Origin of the sequence: Saccharococcus sp. Marseille-Q5394 (genome assembly GCF_946901335.1) — a bacterium.
Classification (GTDB): domain Bacteria; phylum Bacillota; class Bacilli; order Bacillales_A; family Planococcaceae; genus Sporosarcina; species Sporosarcina luteola_C.
The window spans coordinates 1,597,846-1,615,471 of record NZ_CAMPPQ010000001.1 but is presented as its reverse complement, the minus strand read 5'-3'; the positions used below and the strand labels follow the sequence as shown (position 1 = coordinate 1,615,471).

Sequence of the window (17,626 nt, the reverse complement as noted above, 5' to 3'; positions counted from 1 at the left end):
TAATGACCCAAGAATGAATAATCTAAATTTATGTACTAATAGTCATTGACACTACATTATAATTGTAATACCATTAGAATAGTTTAACAGAATGTTCAAAGGGGTGGGGATATTGGGATGGTTCTGAAAAACAGGGAAGTCCAGTCGGGTTTTTTACTTCTTCTTGTAAGCGGTGTCATGTTTACTGCAACGCTGAGCTTTAAAAAGATGACGGCTACAGCGATTGGACCAGCATTCATGCCGCAAGTGATTTCAATCATGATCGCACTAGTGAGCCTTGCGGTTATCTACGAGGGATATAAGAAGGTGAAAGCCGCTCAGAAAGTTGATTCATCAATAAAGACTGAAGATGCGGAAGCCGTGGACAAAGGAGTTTCTTACAAGCCGGTGATTGTGTCGTTTATCTTAATGGCTTTCTATGTTGTTGTAATGCCTATCATCGGTTTTCTTATCACGACTGCGGTATTTATGTTCATTCAGATGATGGTTCTTTCATCAAAATTGGAGCGGCGGTGGTTGCTGTTCGCGGTTGTCTCAATCGTTTCATCCGTGATCATCTATTATGTATTCCGAAATGTGTTCTACATAATGCTGCCATCTGGACTTCTATAAGGGGGTGGGAAAATGGTTGAAATGTTAGTAAGCGGTTTTGCTTCTATTCTTACGATTAAAGGGATTTTGCTCATTATGGGAGGGGTAATCCTTGGCTTGATATTCGGATCGATTCCAGGTCTGACGGCGACGATGGCGATTGCCATCTGTCTTCCAATCACGTTTGGAATGCATCCGATTGATGGAATGGCTCTTCTGATGGGCCTTTATATCGGTGGTGTTTCCGGAGGATTGATTCCTGCGATTTTACTGAAGCTTCCTGGAACGCCATCATCAATCGCTACGACATTCGATGGCTATCCGATGGCGCGTAAAGGGGAAGCGGGGAAAGCGTTCAACTTTGCGATTGTTGCTTCTTTCATGGGTGGTCTGTTAAGTATTCTTGTCCTGATCTTGATAGCTCCGCCGCTAGGCAAAGTGGCCCTTCAATTCGGTCCATTCGAATACTTTGCAATTATTATCTTTGCCCTATCGCTCATCTCTAGTTTGTCTGGAGATTCATTGCCAAAGGGAGTGATGGCCGGGCTGCTAGGAATCGGATTTGCGATGGTCGGTTCGGCGCCGATTGATGCCTTTCCGCGCTTCACGTTCGGTGCAACATCTTTGAATGCCGGATTCTCACTCTTGCCAGTTTTGATCGGGTTATTCGCAATCTCGGAAATTCTGACGAATGCCGAGAAGACGGTGAAGGATAACTTGAAAGTTGATATGAAAAAGATCAGTTACAAAGTGACGTTGAAAGAGTATCTTTCGCAAGGTTGGAACTGGCTTCGGTCAAGCTTGATTGGGCTTGGAATTGGCATCCTGCCGGGTATCGGGGGAGGAACATCCAATCTTGTCGCGTATGCAGCTGCTAAGAATTCCTCAAAAAATCCTGAGAAATTCGGTACAGGGGTTCCGGACGGTGTAGTTGCATCTGAATCGTCGAACAACGCGGCGATCGGGGGCGCACTCGTTCCACTTATCTCGCTTGGAATTCCTGGTGATACGGTAACGGCACTTCTACTCGGAGGGCTCGTTCTTCACGGACTTCAACCAGGTCCGTTGCTAATTCAGAATAATGGCGATATCGTCTACGCCATCTTTGCCGCATTGTTGGTCGCAAACTTATTCATGATTCTGTTCCTTTTCCTGGGGATGCGAGGGTTTGTGAAGATGCTCAGTATTCCTCAGAACATTCTTATGCCTGTCATCCTTGGGCTCTGTATTGTCGGCGCTTATGGAGAGAATGGCCGTGTGTTCGACATTGGCGCACTGTTTTTCTTTGGTCTACTAGGATACTTGATGGTCAAGTTTGGATTCCCGTTGACACCGCTTGTCTTGGGGTTCATTCTCGGACCGCTTCTTGAAACGAATTTACGCCGCGGACTCATGATGTCCCAAGGTGACTTTATGCCATTCTTGACGTCCCCGATTGCGGCTGTATTCCTCATCATCACAGTAGGATCGATCGGACTGAAAATTTATAGCAACTGGAAGAAGAAACGAAGCAACAATGACCAATCGTTCAACCTGTTAGAAGGGGAACAATGAAAGACCAAATAAGATTGGAATGGGGGATTTACAGATGAAGGGAATTTTTAAGAAACTAATGATCGGTACTGCTGCGATTACACTCGTGGCAGGATTGGCAGCGTGCTCGGATTCGGAAAAAGCATCAGGGGATACAAAATCAAACTACCCGACGAAGCCGATTGAAATTGTAGTACCAGCGGGGGCCGGTGGTGACACAGACTTGAACACCCGGATTATGGCGAAAGCAATGGAAAAGGAAATTGGCAAGCCGCTAGTCGTTACGAACGTCACGGGAGCAGGCGGGACAGCAGGTACCCAGAAAGTGAATGATGCAAAAGCAGACGGCTACACGGTTCTTGCTTTCCATAATTCAATCATTCTTAACAAAATCTATGGGCTTGTGGATTATACCTATTCCGATATGAAAGTGGCGGGTGTAGGGGTGCTGGATCAGTCGAATACGTTCCTAGTCTCCAAAAACTCGGAGTTCAAAACGATTGATGAATTGGTTGACTATGCCAAAGCCAATCCGAAAAAGGTGAGTGTCGCAACGGAAGTCGGTTCGATGACCTATATGCAAATTCTCCAATTTGAAGAGCAGACAGGCGTCGAATTCAACATTGTGGACGTCGGCGGCGCTTCCGACAAAATCACTGCACTTCTCGGCGGTCGTGTGGACATCGTCCCGACATCCCTTGGTCTGGTGAAAGGCTATCTTGAATCCGGTGATTTTGTGCCACTTGGCGTAATGGCGGAAGAGCGACTCGAAGATGCTCCGGACATTAAGACGTTTAAAGAGCAAGGCATAGATCTTGTTGTGGATAAAGTATTCCTTTGGGCATTCCCGAAAGATACTCCTGACGATGTCGTGGCTACTTTTACCGAAGCAATGAGCAAGGCCGTTGAAAATGAAACGTATCAGAATGAAATCAAAAAGTCCTGGCTCAGCCCGGTTTATTTAAACCCGGAGGAAGCAAGCAAGAAGCTCGCCGAAATCGAGGCGGAATATGAAGAACTTTATAAGTTGACCGAAGGCCAGTAAGTCTTGGAATCATAAAGAAAAAGTGGGACAGGCCCGGGTACAGTCGATCATGAATCGGCCCCGGGCTTCAAATATTGTTGAAATCTGGAGGAGACGAGAATGATGCATGTTTCTGTAACTGTCAATACAGCGGATTTGACTGATCTTGACCTGCAACAGATGGCGCAATTAGGAATTGATTATATTGATTTCGGCAACGGACAGGGGTTCAAAGGAGTCTCTGAACAGGGTTTCCCTGATCTCGATGAGCTGCTGAGATTGAAAAAGCGTGTACGTTCATTCGGGCTTGATATTAACCGGGTCACACTGCCGAATATTTCAAGACGTTTTATGGAGAATGAAGAGGGCAGTGCTGCGGAACTCGAAAACTCGCTGAATGCTGTAAGGGTTTTTGGCGAAGCGGGGATTAAAATCGTCCGGCAGCGATTCGAAGGAGATGTCTTTGAGGGCCGCGGGTTGAGCTATGAAGCAATTCAACGCGGCGGCGCCATTGCACGCGGCGAGAGCATCGGCCTGTTGAAAGAGAAGAGTGAAACTCCCGGTCAGGAAGAGCTGCAGAACTGGTGGGCCTCTTTCCAACGTGCCTACCGGGAAATTGTACCGCTCGCACAGGATTATGACGTGAAAGTCGCAATGCACCCGTCCGATACACCTCATCCGGATTCTCCTTTTGGCGGCATCGGCCTGAACCGGATCATTGATGATTTCCCAAACAAGAATGTGGGATTCGTCTATTGTATCGGTACCCGAGCTGAAGCGGGTGGATCTTCCCTAGTTTTGGATGAAATCAACCATTTCGGCCGCAAAGAGCGTATTTTCCTAGTACACTTCCGGAATGTCCGCGGCAGTTTGCCGACTGCGGGCGCATTCGAAGAAGCCCTATTAGATGACGGGGATTTGAATATGTTCAAGATTCTACTTGAACTGCGTAAGGTCGGGTATAGTGGCTGCCTGAACCCGGACCATGTTCCGACATTTGCCGGGGATACCGCAGATCTGAACGAAGCTTGGAAATACTCGAATATCGGATGGAAGGCATCAAGTCTCGGCTTTGCGTATTCAGTCGGTTATATTAAGGCATTGTTGAATGCACTGAATGAATTCGAGGGTCATTAAATGAAGGGAAATGTGATGGCTGGGAATACGGTGAGGATTCCCCCGCTTTCGATTAAGATGAATGACTTGGATAATGTCGCCATCATTGCGAATGACGGGGGGCTTCCAGCAGGGGCGGTTCTCCAGGATGGATTGAAACTTACCGAAAGAATTCCGCAGGGGCATAAAATTGCCTTGGAAGATTTTGCGGAGGGTGATGCGATCTATCGATATGGCGAGGTGATCGGCTATGCAGACCGATTGATTCCGAAAGGGAGTTGGGTTCGCGAGACGATGCTTCAAATGCCGGAACCACCTGCACTTTCGGAATTGCAAATTGGCGGGAATACCGAGCCCCTTCCGCCGATGGAGGGTGTCTATACTTTCATGGGCTATCCGAATCCGGATGGTTCGTTCGGAACGAAAAACCTTCTTGGAATTACAACAAGCGTTCAGTGTGTAACGGGCGTGTTGGATTTCGCAGTTGAGAAAATCAGAAAAGAACTCCTTCCTAATTACCCGAATGTCGATGACGTTGTGGCGCTTAACCACTCTTATGGTTGCGGAGTGGCAATTGACGGGCTTGGCTCCGAAATTCCGATCCGTACTATCCGGAACCTGGCAAACCATCCAAACTTCGGCGGGGAATTGCTGATCATCGGACTTGGCTGCGAGAAATTGACCCTTGATCGGCTTGACGCGGGTGAAAGTGCATCCGATGTCCTTTTCTTGCAGGATAGATCAGGGTTCTCTGAAATGATCACAACCATCATGGAGATGTCGCGTGAGCGGTTGGAGCGTCTAAACAAGCGTGAGCGGGTGGAGGCACCACTGTCCAAGTTGACCGTTGGCATGCAATGCGGCGGAAGCGATGCGCTATCCGGCGTCACCGCAAATCCAGCTGTCGGACATGCGTCAGATCTGCTCGTACGGGCCGGTGCGACCGTCATGTTCTCAGAAGTGACGGAAGTCAGGGATGGTGTCCACCTACTGGCGAAACGTGCTGTCACTGAAGAAGTTGGGCAGGCGTTGATTCGCGAGATGAAATGGTACGATGATTATTTGGCTAGGGGACTTGCAGATCGAAGCGCTAATACGACCCCTGGAAATAAAAAGGGCGGTCTTTCTAATATTGTGGAAAAGTCGCTCGGTTCCATCGTCAAATCCGGAAGTGCGCCAATTGTGGACGTTCTATCACCGGGCGAGAAAGTCCGGAAAAATGGATTGAACTTTGCGGCGACACCGGCAGGGGATTTCGTGTGCGGTACACTCCAGCTCGCATCGGGTATGCATCTTGAAGTATTCACGACCGGCCGTGGCACGCCTTATAACTTATCAATGGCTCCGGTGATCAAAGTCTCCACACGGACAGGGCTTGCTGAACAGTGGCGTGACTTGATTGACGTTGATGCTGGAAAAATCGCAGATGGGAAATCGACCATTGAAGAGGTCGGGGAAGAGATTTTCCAGGCGATCATCGATGTTGCAAGCGGCCGCCGTCAGACGTGGGCCGACCATTGGGGGATCCGGAACGATTTGGTCCTGTTCAACCCGGCTCCCATTACATGAGAAAAACAGAGCAAGTGGTGGTGTCCTGACTGACCTAAGTATTGGAGATAAAGCGAGTGTGTTCTTCACGTCAATCAGGACTGCTTTTGTAAAATGATGAGACGGAAGAGCCGGGCGGGTGCCTGGCTCTTCTTTCGGCAAATAACCGGAACATAGCGTTTGGGGGATGGAAGGAAGTCATGGAGTGGGTGCTTTTATTGCCATACGGAAAAGTCGCAGGATGCAGACCCGTCACGGAATCCTGTTGATGCTATTCTTCTTTTCAGCCGTCAGTTTCTCGGAACGATCCGTCCTTTCCATCGCGGGTGCCCCCATCGCATCTGATCTTGGGATTGGTGACGTAGCGATGGGCTTCCTGTTTTCAGCCTTCGGATGGGCATACGTCCTTGGACAGGTCCCGGGCGGGCTCATTCTGGACCGATTCGGGTCAGGGAAGGTCTATGGAACGGTGATTATTGCTTGGATGACCGTCATCGCTCTGCAAGGTGTGACGGGATTCCTTTCACCGGTCGTCGCCTTGATCAGTCTTTTTATCCTACGAATTCTATGTGGATTGATATCGGCCCCGATTTTCCCTGCCAATGCGCGGATTGTCGGGGAATGGTTCCCGCCTTCGGAACGGGGAAGAGCCGCATCGATATTCAGTGCAGCGCAATACTTCGCCATCGTTCTTTTCGGTCCGGTGATCGGTTGGATAGCCCATAGCTTTGGCTGGACGTATGTCTTTTTCTTCTTTGGAATAGTCGGTGCGGTTTGTGCGGCTCTATGGATGAATTTTTACAGAAATCCCTCCGAAGAAGTGGATGGGAAGGTGAGAACGGAAGTAGAACTCAAACGTTGTGAGAAGGGAAAGAAGCCTCGGAAACTTCCGTGGAAACAGCGACCTATCGTGATGTTGCTGACGAACAGGATGACTCTCGGTATTTACATTGGACAATATTGTGTAACGGCGATTACATATTTCTTCATGACCTGGTTTCCGGTCTATCTTGTCACCGAGAAAGGCCTGTCTGTACTGGAAGTGGGTCTAGTGTCGACGATTCCAGCCATGGCTGCCTTTTTTGGTCAGCTTTGGGGCGGCCGCTTTTCGGATGATCTGGTAGCGAGAGGGATAGCGCTGTCGAAGGCAAGAAAAGCTCCCATCATCGTTGGCATGTTGTGCTCTATGTCCATCATCTTCGCAGAATTAGCCGAATCGATTGTCTTGCTGGTCGTCATCATGTCATTCGCCTTTTTCGGGCGGGGATTTGGAGGCATGGGGTGGGCAATTGTTGCGGAAACATCCAACCGGACGAATGCCGGCCTGAACGGTGGACTCTTTAATATGTTCGGTAATTCGGCCGGCATCATCACGCCGGTCGTCATCGGATTCCTCGTACAGTGGACAGGATCGTTTGAACTGGCCCTGCTGTATGTCGGAATTCACGCAGTGTTAGCCATCCTCTGTTATGCATTCTTTGTAGGGGAAATTAAACAAATTCCTATGGATCATGGGGAAGCGTTTTGAAGGCGGTAAGTCGGCCGGGCTCAATCCGGCTTCCGTTTATTTCCTGAAGAGAATATAATAGATTTACAACTACTTTGTCGTTTTGTCGGACTATAGATGAAAGAAGGTGACTAGTATTGCAACTCTATCAAGTTGATTCTGTAAAAAGAAATAGCCTTGCTCAGCAGGTGATGGATCAGATTGTATCTCTTCTGATCAGCGGAAAGTTAAAGCCCGGCGACAAGCTTCCGTCCGAGGTGCTGCTAATGGAACAATTGGACGTAAGCCGACCTGTCGTCCGCGAAGCGCTCAGTTCATTGGAGACACTGGAAGTTATTCATCGGAAGCCGCGTGAAGGCACATTCATCAGTGAAAAGATCGGAAGTGGTCCATTTAGGGCGATGCTTGCGATTTATATCAACAACCTCCCAGCCGTTATCGAAGCAAGGATGACGCTGGAACTCGGACTTGTGACGATAGCAGCCGAGAAGATTACGGACGAAGAGCTCGAGGAACTGGCTGAAACGATTGAAAACATCCGTCGCAATGATGAAGACTACGGGAAGTACGACAAACAATTCCATCGGATCATTGCCTATAGCGCAAAGAATCCAATTGTCGAAGGGATGATCGAGTCCCTGCTCATTGCACACGAAAAGACCGATTCCCTCATTAAATACCGAGAGCCGGAGCTGACGATCCAGTATCATACCGCGATTTATGAAGCATTGAAAAAGCGGGATTCGATTGAGGCGTATCGAAAGATGTATGATCACTTGAAGTATGTGCGTGATAAGATTCTTAATGGGCAAGAGGATCTGTAATTCATTTGAAGAACAGGATTGGAAGTACGTTTTTCCTGTCCTGTTTTTATATTTATAGAGGGGTGATTCTAATAGAGGAGAAAGTGATTGTCTATAGCCCGGTTTCTGAAGAGGGAATTCATAAACTTAAAGAGCGGTTCAATGTTGTCGTGTCCAGCCCCGGAAGTTCTACCTTTACTCACGAACTTCCTGCAGCAACCGGGTTAATCGGAACGGGATTGAAGATTGACGCGGCTTTTCTGGATCAGGTACCTTCCTTGAAAGTCGTTTCCAATATTTCTGCCGGGTATGACAATCTGGATGTAGAAGAACTGACGAGGAGAGGTATCCTTGCCACCAACACACCGGATGTTCTTACGGAAACGACTGCCGATGCCATTTTTGGTCTGATGCTATCGACTGCCAGAAGAATTCCGGAATTGGACAGATACGTGAAAGAAGGAAAATGGAGAGGGAAGCTAGCACCGTCTCAGTTCGGCGTCGATATCCACGGAAAAACACTTGGCATCATCGGAATGGGGAAAATCGGACAAGCCATAGCTAAACGGGCACGCTTCGGCTTTGGGATGGATATTCTCTATCACAATCGTAAGAGGAATTTGGAAGCGGAGAACTTGCTAGATGCGGTCTATTTGGAAATGGATGAATTGCTAAGGCAAGCGGATGTTGTCTGCCTGATGGCGCCGCAGACAAAGGACACGATTCATTTAATGGGACGAAGAGAGTTTGGACTGATGAAAGAGACTGCCATTTTCATCAATGGTTCGAGAGGTGCATTGGTGGATGAATCAGCGCTGGCGGCTGCATTGGAAAGCCGTGAAATATGGGCCGCTGGGTTGGATGTGTACGAAATTGAACCAATCGGGGAAGGTCATCCCTTCTTGATCTTGCCGAACCTCGTGACGCTTCCTCATATCGGATCAGCCACAGCCGAAACAAGATTCAAAATGGAGGAACTGGCTATCCGTAATATGATTGCAGGATTGGTTGGCGACAGGCCGCCTTCGTTGATTAATTAAAAGAATTGAGGTGCCTGTGCAGCACACTATTCAGTTTATTAACTACAATTGTATATTGTTGAAATGGAAAGCTTTTCAGGATATATGCCGTCAAGCTTTCTTTTGTATATTCATGTATTTTGTTGAATTGTCATAAATGCGCCATGCACAGGCACCGAAACAATTTCGGAACAAAGCGCCAACGCATGTGAAAAATCCGTCCACAATTTATGGACGGATTTTTAGATATTCGATCAATTAGATGACAGATATCTGCGCGAACCGGAATGATTCTTCTTATATACTGGCGTGTCGATTGAAATGATTTCGATGCTGCGAGAAGAGTTCGGGGCATGGATCATCTTGCCTTCGCCAATGTATATCGATACGTGATATACAGCTCCCTTACCGCCATTATGTGCGAAAAACATTAGATCTCCTGGCTGCAGCTGACTGCGGCTAACCGCTTTTCCATGAGTCGCTTGGACGAAGGAATCCCGCGGAATAAGTATGCCGTGGTTTTTATAGACGGAATAGATAATGCCGGAGCAGTCAAAGCCATATGCGGAAGTCCCGGCCCATACATATGGGAGTCCCAAATACTGTTTGGCACTGTCAATGATGTCTTTGGCCGTCGGTTTTGGAATAGAGGTGTAATTCGCGTATACTTTGGCGTCGCGTTTCAACATGAATTTCGTGTCGCCTTCCACCGTTAGAACTTCCAGAAACTGACCGTGTTCCGCCACGACTGGCAGGATTGTCGTGTAACTCACATCCAACCATTTCTGTTTGTCATCCCATTTCGCCACATTGTAGAGTGTGGCGATTTTTGCATCAACAATTGCAATTGGGCATTTCGTATCGTTGATAGTGGAGGCGGCAACATGCGATTTTGGGACCCAACCTTGATAGCCGTTCTTATGTCCGGTTTTCGCTTGATTCTTTATTGCGATATAATGCCAGTTCCCGCTAGATTTTATAATTTCGACAGGATCCCCGTATAACGCTTGTGTATCCGTTTTTCCTATGAGCCAGAGCTTTTGGGATATCGTCAATTGGGATGACCATTTTTTCATATCCGGTTTTGCTTGGATAGATATCTCGTCAATAGGGCGGGTCTTGCCAGGGGTATGCCATACGTTCGTCACCGGTACATTTATAGCGTATGACTTTTTGTTTTCCGTAGAATAGCAGGCAGGACGCTGTCTGAATTCCGGGTTAAGGATTCTTGCTAAAAAGGTACTGAAATGTCCTTTTGTCAATGAAGCTGTCGGTTTGAACAGTCCATCTGAATAACCGAATGTAATTTCATTTTCTACTAGAATTCCGATTGCATCGCTCGCCCAATAGGATGCAGGGACATCGCGGAATAGCGTTTGTGACTTGCCCTCCAAACTGAAAGCGGAAACCAAAATGGAAGCGGCTTCCGCCCGACTCAACTGACCATGGGGCATGAACTCCTGATTTGCATTTCCAGTCATGAATCCCGAGGATGCTGCCGCCTGGATGATTGCATAATATTCATCCGAAGGGCTTACATCAATGAAGTCGACATCGGGTAACCCTTCCGTCTCCAGCCCTAACGCCTTTACAATCATTTCAGCAGCTTCGATGCGCAAAATTGTTTCATTGACACCGAATGATGGGCCTTCTGTTAGGATCCCATTACTTACGAGATATTCGATTTCCTTGCTTGCGGAATGAGTAAGGGGGACATCTGAATATGTAGGAGCAGCAGCATGAACAGAAACACTTGCGAACAAAAAATAAACCGCAATAAATAGGCCAACTATCGTTTTTTTCAAAACATAACCTCCTTCTCTCGTAATATGATAATAGTACCATATGAAAATTTTCACTAAGTCAGTAATAGGAAAGAGTTTCATCTCAATTTGGGTGCCTTGTGCGATACATTAGTTATTCAGTTATCACTTGAATAGTTTTATGGAACTATTTTCCTTGAAGTGTTATTATGGATATTATTACCTAGACAACAAGGAGAGAATTGCAGATGATCTGGTTGGAAAATACGTCAAATTACGCGGGAGTTCATCTTTTCGGCGATAAAAAAGACTTTGTTTCGTTGCATGAAGCGATATATTCGGTTGTTGGAGAAGAAGGAGAGTATCCTGGATATGAGCAGATTCGGCTTCGGATCTTAATTCTCTGTAGTGAACTGGAGCAGGCAGTGGTGGGGCAAAGGGATATAATTCTTGTGCCAAATGGTCTCGATCCGGAGAAAATGCTGACATCTCCAATCGAATCGGGGAATAATGTGTACATTCGTATCCAAATACTTTGGCCGGAATTGTTGTTTATTGGGTTTGTCTTGAATGATTTCATTGAATTATCGGCGAAGCACAGAAAACATTTCTGGGATTCAACTCCAGCTCGCATCCGTCAATTTCAGTCAGTGATTGGCGATTGTCTCGAGAATACGGTAGGTGATAGCAAATTTCGACTATTGAAGGGATCCTTGACGCCTAATTTTGTCGGCTACTACGAAAACTTCCTTACCCAATATATTGATTATCTTAATATCGAATTTTTGAAAATGGATAAAGAAAAGCGACTGGCCAATGTGAGTATTGCAGCCAAACGAGTAGCTAACATGGACGCTAAATACATTAAAATCAAGCGCGAAATCGAGAAGATGGCAAAACAAAATGGGGTGACTTCAAGTGCTGTTGAATACGCTGGCGAGTATCCCGAAACCATTCAGTGGTAAGCAAAGTTTGTTGGTGCCTGTGCACCACACTATTCAGTTTATTAACTACAATTGCATATTCCCGAAGTTGAAAGTCAACCATACACGCATTGGTTGACTTTTCTTTGTATTTTCATACTTTTAGGTGAATTGTCATAAATGTGCCTTGCACAGGCACCGACACAATTCCTGAACAATTCTTTTCATGCAATATATGTAAATGGTACACTAGCATGAAAGTGGGAATTATTTTGGGGGTTGGTGGAATTTGAAGATTCGATTGGGTGCTATTGGACCCCGTGACTCGATTGAGATTGTTGAGAAGGCAGTGAAAGAGTTTGACGAGATTACACTTATGATTTTTCCTTATGAAAAAATGGAAGACATCGAGACGATAATTCCGCAAAATAAACAGTTCGTGGATCAGTGGTTTTTTTCGGGGCAGGCTCCTTATAATTTTGCATTGCATCACAATCTTATTCATAGTGAAGAAGGAAGTTTCGTACCTAAAAATAGCAATAGTGTATATAAAACGTTACTTGAAGCACAGTTGCAGGAGAAAAAGATATTTAAAAATATTAGTTTGGATACCATTCAGTCGACAGAAGAACTGATGGAGACTTCCTTACGTTCGATCACTATCCATTCCTTGTCCTATACCGGTTATGTACCGAATTCCGAGCTTATAGAATTCCATACGAAACTATATGAGCAAGGCAAAGTGGATGTAGCTGTAACGTGCATAAACAATGTGTATAATTCGCTGCGCAAGAGCGGTATACCTTGTTATCGCGTCACACCTGATATGATGGCAATCCGTTTGATTATCCAGTATTTGAAACAGCGCGGGGTGACACAATGGTACCGGAAAGCTCAAATCGCGATTTTAGGGATTGAAATATCCGAATCTGATTTGGATAGCCAATTTACGTATAAAATGAAGCACAAAGAATTGGAACTGAAAAGACTGCTCCTCAACTATGCAGAGAAAATTAATGGCTCATACGTTGAAATAGGTGATGGCCGCTATTTCATCTATACAACACGCGGTGAAGTGGAATTTCAGCTGGAAAAGGAATCGTTATTTGATTTGATCATGGAGGCGGACGTGCATAGTAAATTCACGATCCGGATTGGTCTCGGGTATGGTATAACTGCACTCGAAGCCGAGCAGAATGCAAGGTTGGCAACACAATATGCAAGAGTGAAGCAACGTCAATGCATCATCATTGTTGATGAGACTAAACGGATTACTGAATTTGAAGATCAACAGAATTCCATTTCATATGACAACCGTAACTACAATGCAAAATGGAGTGAAAAAATGGCGCAAGCAAATATTAGTCCTGCTACTGTCAATCGGATTCTATCGCTTTCGCTGCATTATAAGAAAACGCATGTCACTGCAAAAGAATTAGCCGTCTGGATGAACAGCACGGAGAGGAATGCCAGAAGGATCCTCACTGAATTGGAGAGTGCTGGCATGGCTGAAATTTCCGGAGAAGAACAATCCGGTCAAAAAGGCAGGCCCCGTAAAGTATATAAATTACTTTTTATAGAAAAATAAATAGATTCTTCTATTCAATTAGCATACTAACTTAGGCGTAGTGTCAGTATTTTTGACACCACTGAAGTTAGTATTTTTTTATTTTATTGAAAAACTAGAAAAAATACTATTGACAAACTATTCTATTTTTAATACTATTAACGGAACAATAAGGGACAATTCCTTAATTGACGTAATTTGAATTGAAACTGGGGCGTTTACTAGTAAAGGAGAAGGCGACTTACGGCGATGTTAATTGGAGGGATGAAAAGTGGGAGAGATGATCTTTACAGCAACTGGAGACACATTCATTACGAGGCGGTTGCCGGGTAAGGATAAAAGCTTTCTGGAGTTATCCGGTTTGCTGAAAAAAGCGGATGTCTGTTTCACCAATTTGGAAATTACTGTTCATGACGGTGAAGGAATCCCTGGGGCAGTGAGCGGAGGGACTTGGGCGAAAACTAAGCCGGCTGCCTTGCAAGACATTAAAGATTACGGTTTTAACTTGGTCGGTTGGGTGAATAACCATACGTTGGATTACTCCATAGATGGTTTGAAGGCAACCGAACGGAATTTAGATACGTATGAGTTTGTTCATGGCGGAGCTGGAATGAACCTTGCAAGTGCAAGTGAACCGAGGTATTTGGAGACGGAAGCTGGACGTGTAGCTATGATTGCAGCTACGTCGACATTCCACGAGTCTTGGGTGGCTGGTGACCAACGGCCCGATATGATCGGGAGGCCAGGCATCAATCCTCTTCGCTATCAAACTATTTATCATGTTACGCAGGAGCAGCTCGCACACTTAAAAAAAATTGCTAGTTCAACAAAGATTAACGCAGTTCGGGATATGAGCATTAAAGAGGGGTTCAAGGTTGAACGGAAAGATGGTTTATTCGAATTTGGCGGGCATCTGTTCAAAGAAGAGGAACAAGAGGGGAAGACGACATCGCCAATTCCGAACGATATGAACCGAATTTTACAGGCGATTCGTGAAGCGAAAAGGCAAGCGAACTATGTACTTGTCAGCATCCATGCACATGAAATGCTGGCGGATGATAAAGAACAACCTGCACAGTTCTTGGAAACCTTTGCGAGGGCATGCATTGACGAAGGGGCGCATGCAGTTGTCGGCCATGGTCCTCATCTAGTACGTGGCATCGAAGTTTATAAGAATAGACCTATTTTTTATAGTCTAGGAAACTTCATTTTCCAAAATGATACCGTAACCCACCTGCCATCCGATTTTTATCAGTCCTATGATCTCTCACATACGAATACTGTTGCTGATGCTTTGGATGTCAGAAGCAAAGACAACTCGATCGGCTTGGGCGTTAATCCGAAAATATGGGAGTCCGTCTTACCGATTTGGAAGATGAAGGATGGGGAGCTGACAGAATTGCATCTGCATCCGTTGGAACTTGGGTTTGGAAAGAAAAGGTTTGAGCGCGGATGGCCAGTTCTTAGTGAAAATACTGGTGTATTGGACCGACTGGCAGAATTATCGGCACCATACGGCACTGAGATTCACATAGAGGAGGGGGTTGGAAAGGTACTGTTGAAGAAAGGGGTGTATGTATGAATAACGTGAAAGCGCTTTCCTATAAAAGTGAAAATGGGAGGAATGGAATGATGAAGAAGTTTGTCCTTTTGATTGTTGCACTAGTTGTTTTTGCACTTGTTGGTTGCAGTAAGGATGAGCCAAAGGAAGGCGAGGGTTCTGCTGAGGCGGAATATGGCGGTACGTTGAAAGTTGCTATGAGTGCCCAGCCGCCGACATTGGATGTCCATTTGACAACATCTTCTGATGCGATCGATGTTTCGCTGAACATCTACGAAACTCTTGTAGCCCAAAATAGCAAGCAGCAGGCTGAGCCGGTGCTTGCAGAAACTGTTGAAAAAAGTGATGACGGCCTAACATATACCTTCAAATTACGGGAAGGAATAAAATTCCATAACGGTAAGGAAATGACCGCGGATGACGTTGTTGCTTCCATGAACAGATGGGTGGAAAAGTCGTCAAGGGCCAAGCTATTACTGGCCGGTTCGACGTTTGAAAAAGAGGATGACTATACGGTTGTGTTAAAACTGGAGAACGCTGTTACAGATGTGCTTGACGTCATGGCAGGAAGAGGGCAGTTTCCGGCTATCATGCCTGCTGAAGTACTTGCATCTGCAGGCGCTGACGGTGTCTCCGAGTATATCGGTACGGGTCCATTCAAATTCACTGATTGGAAGCAAGACCGTTTCATTCATTTGACAAAATTCGATGACTACTCGCCTGCTGAAGGTGAGCCGGACGGATTGGTTGGCAGCAAGACAGTTTACGTCGATGATGTGGAATTCCATATTGTAACGGATTCATCGACTAGAATGGCGGGAGTCCAAACGGGGGAATACGATATTGCGCTAAATATGCCATTCGACAGCTATGAGCAATTAGTGAATACAAGCAACTTGCAAACGTTTTCGCCATTTGACAAAGGGGCAATCAGTCTTGTTTACAATAAAAAATCAGGGATCATGACAAATCCGGACCTTCGCAAAGCGATCAATGCCGGTATTGACTCACATTCCGTCATGCTTGCGGCAGTTGGAAATGAGAAATTATTCAAGTTGAGCCCGAACTTCATGAGTCCGGAAAATGCCGACTGGGCAACGGATGCGGGCAAAGAGGTCTATAACTTGGGCGATGTTGAAAAGGCGAAGCAATTATTGAAGGAAGCCGGCTATAACAACGAAGAAGTTATCCTTTACGCGACTGGGGATTATGATCACCATTACAATTCAGCGGTCGTGTTGAAAGAACAACTTTCAAAAATGGGTGTCAATGCAAAACTTGAAATCTATGACTGGCCAACATTGCTGGATAAGCGGAATAATCCTGAAAACTGGGATTTGATGGTTGCGGGAATCAGTTATGTAACTACGCCATCGCAATTACTCGCTGTCAATCCGGATTGGCCGGGATGGACAAATGATGAAAAGATTTCGACCGCATTGGATGAAATCCGTGTAGCTGCAACAAAGGAAGAAGCGAAGGAACAATGGAGCGATCTGCAATCCTATATGTTGAATGATTACGTTCCCCACACGCAGTTCGGTCATTATGCTTCTGTTATATCGGCAACAGATAAGTTGGAGGATTTGAAGATATTTAATACAGCTCTCCTCTGGGAAGTGAAGAAGACTAAATAATTGATAAAGGAAAAAGTCGGCCCTTATGAATAAGGGCCGATCTCTTATCTGAAATGAAAAGGAGGAACTGCTTATGAAGATGTATTTTCTCAAACGGTTGCTATCGCTCGTTCCGGTCCTGTTCATCGTTTCAATCGTCATTTTCATGATCATCCATTTAACACCGGGCGATCCAGCTTCATTGGTGCTGGGTGAAGAAGCGACAGAAGAACAGATTCAAGCTCTGCGCGCAGATATGGGACTGGATCTCCCCATTGTGACACAGTATTTTCATTGGATTGGAAATGCCCTCCAAGGGGATTTAGGCACTTCTTATTTCATGCGACAACCTGTAACGGATGCAATTGTAAGCCATTTAGCTCCAACCATTTCAGTGGCCATCATTGCAGGAACCATCTCGCTGCTTATTTCCATTCCTATCGGTATTTTGGCGGCTACACGTAGAGGAACGAATACAGACAGAACTGTTATGGGAATTTCATTGATTGGAATGAGCGTTCCAAGTTTTCTGCTTGGTTTGTTTCTGATTCTGCTTTTCGGCGTCAAGCTGCGCTGGCTTCCTGTAGCCGGCTATCAGCCTATTACCGATGGGTTTCTTGGACATATCAAATATCTGATTTTGCCATCCATTGCACTGGGTTCCATGCATGCGGCGCTTATTGCAAGAATGACCCGTTCAAGCTTGCTTGAAGTTTTGAACATGAATTACATAAAGACAGCCCGTTCAAAAGGGGTCCACGAATATTTGATCATTACGCGCCATACGTTGCGAAATGCGTTTCTACCCATCCTCACAGTCATCGGACAGACATTCGGCTCGCTGATTGCAGGGGCTGTCGTGACGGAAACGATTTTCAACATCCCTGGAATCGGACAATTGATCATCAATTCAGTTGAACGAAGAGATTATGCGGTTATTCAAGGCGTAGTTCTATTCGTCACATGCACCTATGTGCTAATCAATCTAATCGTCGACTTACTATATGGTGTCATTGATCCGCGGGTCAGATTGAACAAGAAATGATGGGGGAGGG

The 17,626-nt window shown here is 45.8% G+C and carries 14 protein-coding genes and 2 pseudogenes; 13 read left to right on the top strand and 3 right to left on the bottom strand.

The window, feature by feature from the left end; translation table 11 throughout:
• Positions 1 to 117 precede the first annotated feature (117 nt).
• From OC538_RS07900 to OC538_RS07865, 8 genes are all read left to right on the top strand, one after another.
• Positions 118 to 612 (top strand): tripartite tricarboxylate transporter TctB family protein, encoded by a 495-nt coding sequence (locus tag OC538_RS07900; RefSeq protein ID WP_262174165.1) that lies wholly within the window; start codon positions 118 to 120, stop codon positions 610 to 612.
• A 12-nt stretch (positions 613 to 624) separates the two neighbouring features.
• On the top strand, positions 625 to 2,145 hold the full coding sequence (locus tag OC538_RS07895; protein ID WP_251693655.1) for a tripartite tricarboxylate transporter permease: 1,521 nt from the start codon (positions 625 to 627) through the stop codon (positions 2,143 to 2,145).
• A 34-nt stretch (positions 2,146 to 2,179) separates the two neighbouring features.
• The gene (locus tag OC538_RS07890; RefSeq protein ID WP_262174161.1) at positions 2,180 to 3,169 is read left to right on the top strand and encodes a tripartite tricarboxylate transporter substrate binding protein; all 990 of its coding nucleotides are present in this window, start codon (positions 2,180 to 2,182) and stop codon (positions 3,167 to 3,169) included.
• A 99-nt stretch (positions 3,170 to 3,268) separates the two neighbouring features.
• Positions 3,269 to 4,285: a mannonate dehydratase gene (locus tag OC538_RS07885; protein ID WP_251693657.1), complete on the top strand. Its 1,017-nt coding sequence runs from the start codon at positions 3,269 to 3,271 to the stop codon at positions 4,283 to 4,285.
• The gene (gene garD / locus OC538_RS07880) at positions 4,286 to 5,833 is read left to right on the top strand and encodes a galactarate dehydratase (protein WP_410055853.1); all 1,548 of its coding nucleotides are present in this window, start codon (positions 4,286 to 4,288) and stop codon (positions 5,831 to 5,833) included.
• 220 nt (positions 5,834 to 6,053) lie between these two features.
• The gene (locus OC538_RS07875) at positions 6,054 to 7,340 is read left to right on the top strand and encodes an MFS transporter (RefSeq protein WP_262175215.1); all 1,287 of its coding nucleotides are present in this window, start codon (positions 6,054 to 6,056) and stop codon (positions 7,338 to 7,340) included.
• 116 nt (positions 7,341 to 7,456) lie between these two features.
• Positions 7,457 to 8,143, top strand: a complete 687-nt coding sequence (locus OC538_RS07870; protein WP_262174159.1) for a FadR/GntR family transcriptional regulator — start codon at positions 7,457 to 7,459, stop codon at positions 8,141 to 8,143.
• 71 nt (positions 8,144 to 8,214) lie between these two features.
• Positions 8,215 to 9,162 carry a 2-hydroxyacid dehydrogenase gene (locus OC538_RS07865; protein ID WP_262175212.1) on the top strand — a complete coding sequence of 316 codons (948 nt, stop codon included), beginning with the start codon at positions 8,215 to 8,217 and terminating at the stop codon, positions 9,160 to 9,162.
• 233 nt (positions 9,163 to 9,395) lie between these two features.
• Here the strand turns inward: OC538_RS07865 and OC538_RS07860 are convergent, their stop codons facing one another.
• The 3 genes and pseudogenes from OC538_RS07860 to OC538_RS17960 form a co-directional block, all read right to left on the bottom strand.
• The gene (locus OC538_RS07860; protein ID WP_410055869.1) at positions 9,396 to 10,595 is read right to left on the bottom strand and encodes an NlpC/P60 family protein; all 1,200 of its coding nucleotides are present in this window, start codon (positions 10,593 to 10,595) and stop codon (positions 9,396 to 9,398) included.
• A pseudogene (locus tag OC538_RS17965) lies at positions 10,572 to 10,760 on the bottom strand (S-layer homology domain-containing protein); the annotation flags it as partial. The pseudogene OC538_RS17965 and the gene OC538_RS07860, both read right to left, overlap by 24 nt.
• Positions 10,755 to 11,027: pseudogene (locus tag OC538_RS17960) on the bottom strand (hypothetical protein); the annotation flags it as partial. The pseudogenes OC538_RS17960 and OC538_RS17965, both read right to left, overlap by 6 nt.
• A gap of 125 nt (positions 11,028 to 11,152) precedes the next feature.
• Between OC538_RS17960 and OC538_RS07855 the strand changes: the two are divergent.
• From OC538_RS07855 to OC538_RS07835, 5 genes are all read left to right on the top strand, one after another.
• The gene (locus tag OC538_RS07855; RefSeq protein WP_262174154.1) at positions 11,153 to 11,869 is read left to right on the top strand and encodes a DUF6904 family protein; all 717 of its coding nucleotides are present in this window, start codon (positions 11,153 to 11,155) and stop codon (positions 11,867 to 11,869) included.
• Positions 11,870 to 12,116: 247 nt separating this feature from the next.
• Entirely contained in the window at positions 12,117 to 13,415 is a 1,299-nt protein-coding gene (locus tag OC538_RS07850; RefSeq protein ID WP_262174152.1) for a hypothetical protein, read from the top strand.
• Between the two features lie 259 nt (positions 13,416 to 13,674).
• The gene (locus tag OC538_RS07845) at positions 13,675 to 14,976 is read left to right on the top strand and encodes a CapA family protein (RefSeq protein ID WP_262175208.1); all 1,302 of its coding nucleotides are present in this window, start codon (positions 13,675 to 13,677) and stop codon (positions 14,974 to 14,976) included.
• Complete coding sequence (locus OC538_RS07840; protein ID WP_262174149.1) at positions 14,973 to 16,592, top strand: ABC transporter substrate-binding protein; 1,620 nt, start codon at positions 14,973 to 14,975, stop codon at positions 16,590 to 16,592. The genes OC538_RS07845 and OC538_RS07840 overlap by 4 nt, the downstream gene beginning before the upstream one ends.
• 73 nt (positions 16,593 to 16,665) lie before the next feature.
• Complete coding sequence (locus OC538_RS07835) at positions 16,666 to 17,616, top strand: ABC transporter permease (RefSeq protein ID WP_262174146.1); 951 nt, start codon at positions 16,666 to 16,668, stop codon at positions 17,614 to 17,616.
• The last annotated feature ends 10 nt before the right edge of the window (positions 17,617 to 17,626 follow it).

Bases quoted from the DNA above. Each gene is read 5' to 3' on its own strand.
- OC538_RS07900 (WP_262174165.1), top strand. From the start codon at position 118: ATGGTTCTGAAAAACAGGGAAGTCCAGTCGGGTTTTTTACTTCTTCTT.
- OC538_RS07895 (WP_251693655.1), top strand. From the start codon at position 625: ATGGTTGAAATGTTAGTAAGCGGTTTTGCTTCTATTCTTACGATTAAA.
- OC538_RS07890 (WP_262174161.1), top strand. From the start codon at position 2,180: ATGAAGGGAATTTTTAAGAAACTAATGATCGGTACTGCTGCGATTACA.
- OC538_RS07885 (WP_251693657.1), top strand. From the start codon at position 3,269: ATGATGCATGTTTCTGTAACTGTCAATACAGCGGATTTGACTGATCTT.
- garD (WP_410055853.1), top strand. From the start codon at position 4,286: ATGAAGGGAAATGTGATGGCTGGGAATACGGTGAGGATTCCCCCGCTT.
- OC538_RS07875 (WP_262175215.1), top strand. From the start codon at position 6,054: ATGCAGACCCGTCACGGAATCCTGTTGATGCTATTCTTCTTTTCAGCC.
- OC538_RS07860 (WP_410055869.1), bottom strand. From the start codon at position 10,595: ATGCCCCATGGTCAGTTGAGTCGGGCGGAAGCCGCTTCCATTTTGGTT.
- OC538_RS07855 (WP_262174154.1), top strand. From the start codon at position 11,153: ATGATCTGGTTGGAAAATACGTCAAATTACGCGGGAGTTCATCTTTTC.
- OC538_RS07845 (WP_262175208.1), top strand. From the start codon at position 13,675: ATGATCTTTACAGCAACTGGAGACACATTCATTACGAGGCGGTTGCCG.
- OC538_RS07840 (WP_262174149.1), top strand. From the start codon at position 14,973: ATGAATAACGTGAAAGCGCTTTCCTATAAAAGTGAAAATGGGAGGAAT.
- OC538_RS07835 (WP_262174146.1), top strand. From the start codon at position 16,666: ATGAAGATGTATTTTCTCAAACGGTTGCTATCGCTCGTTCCGGTCCTG.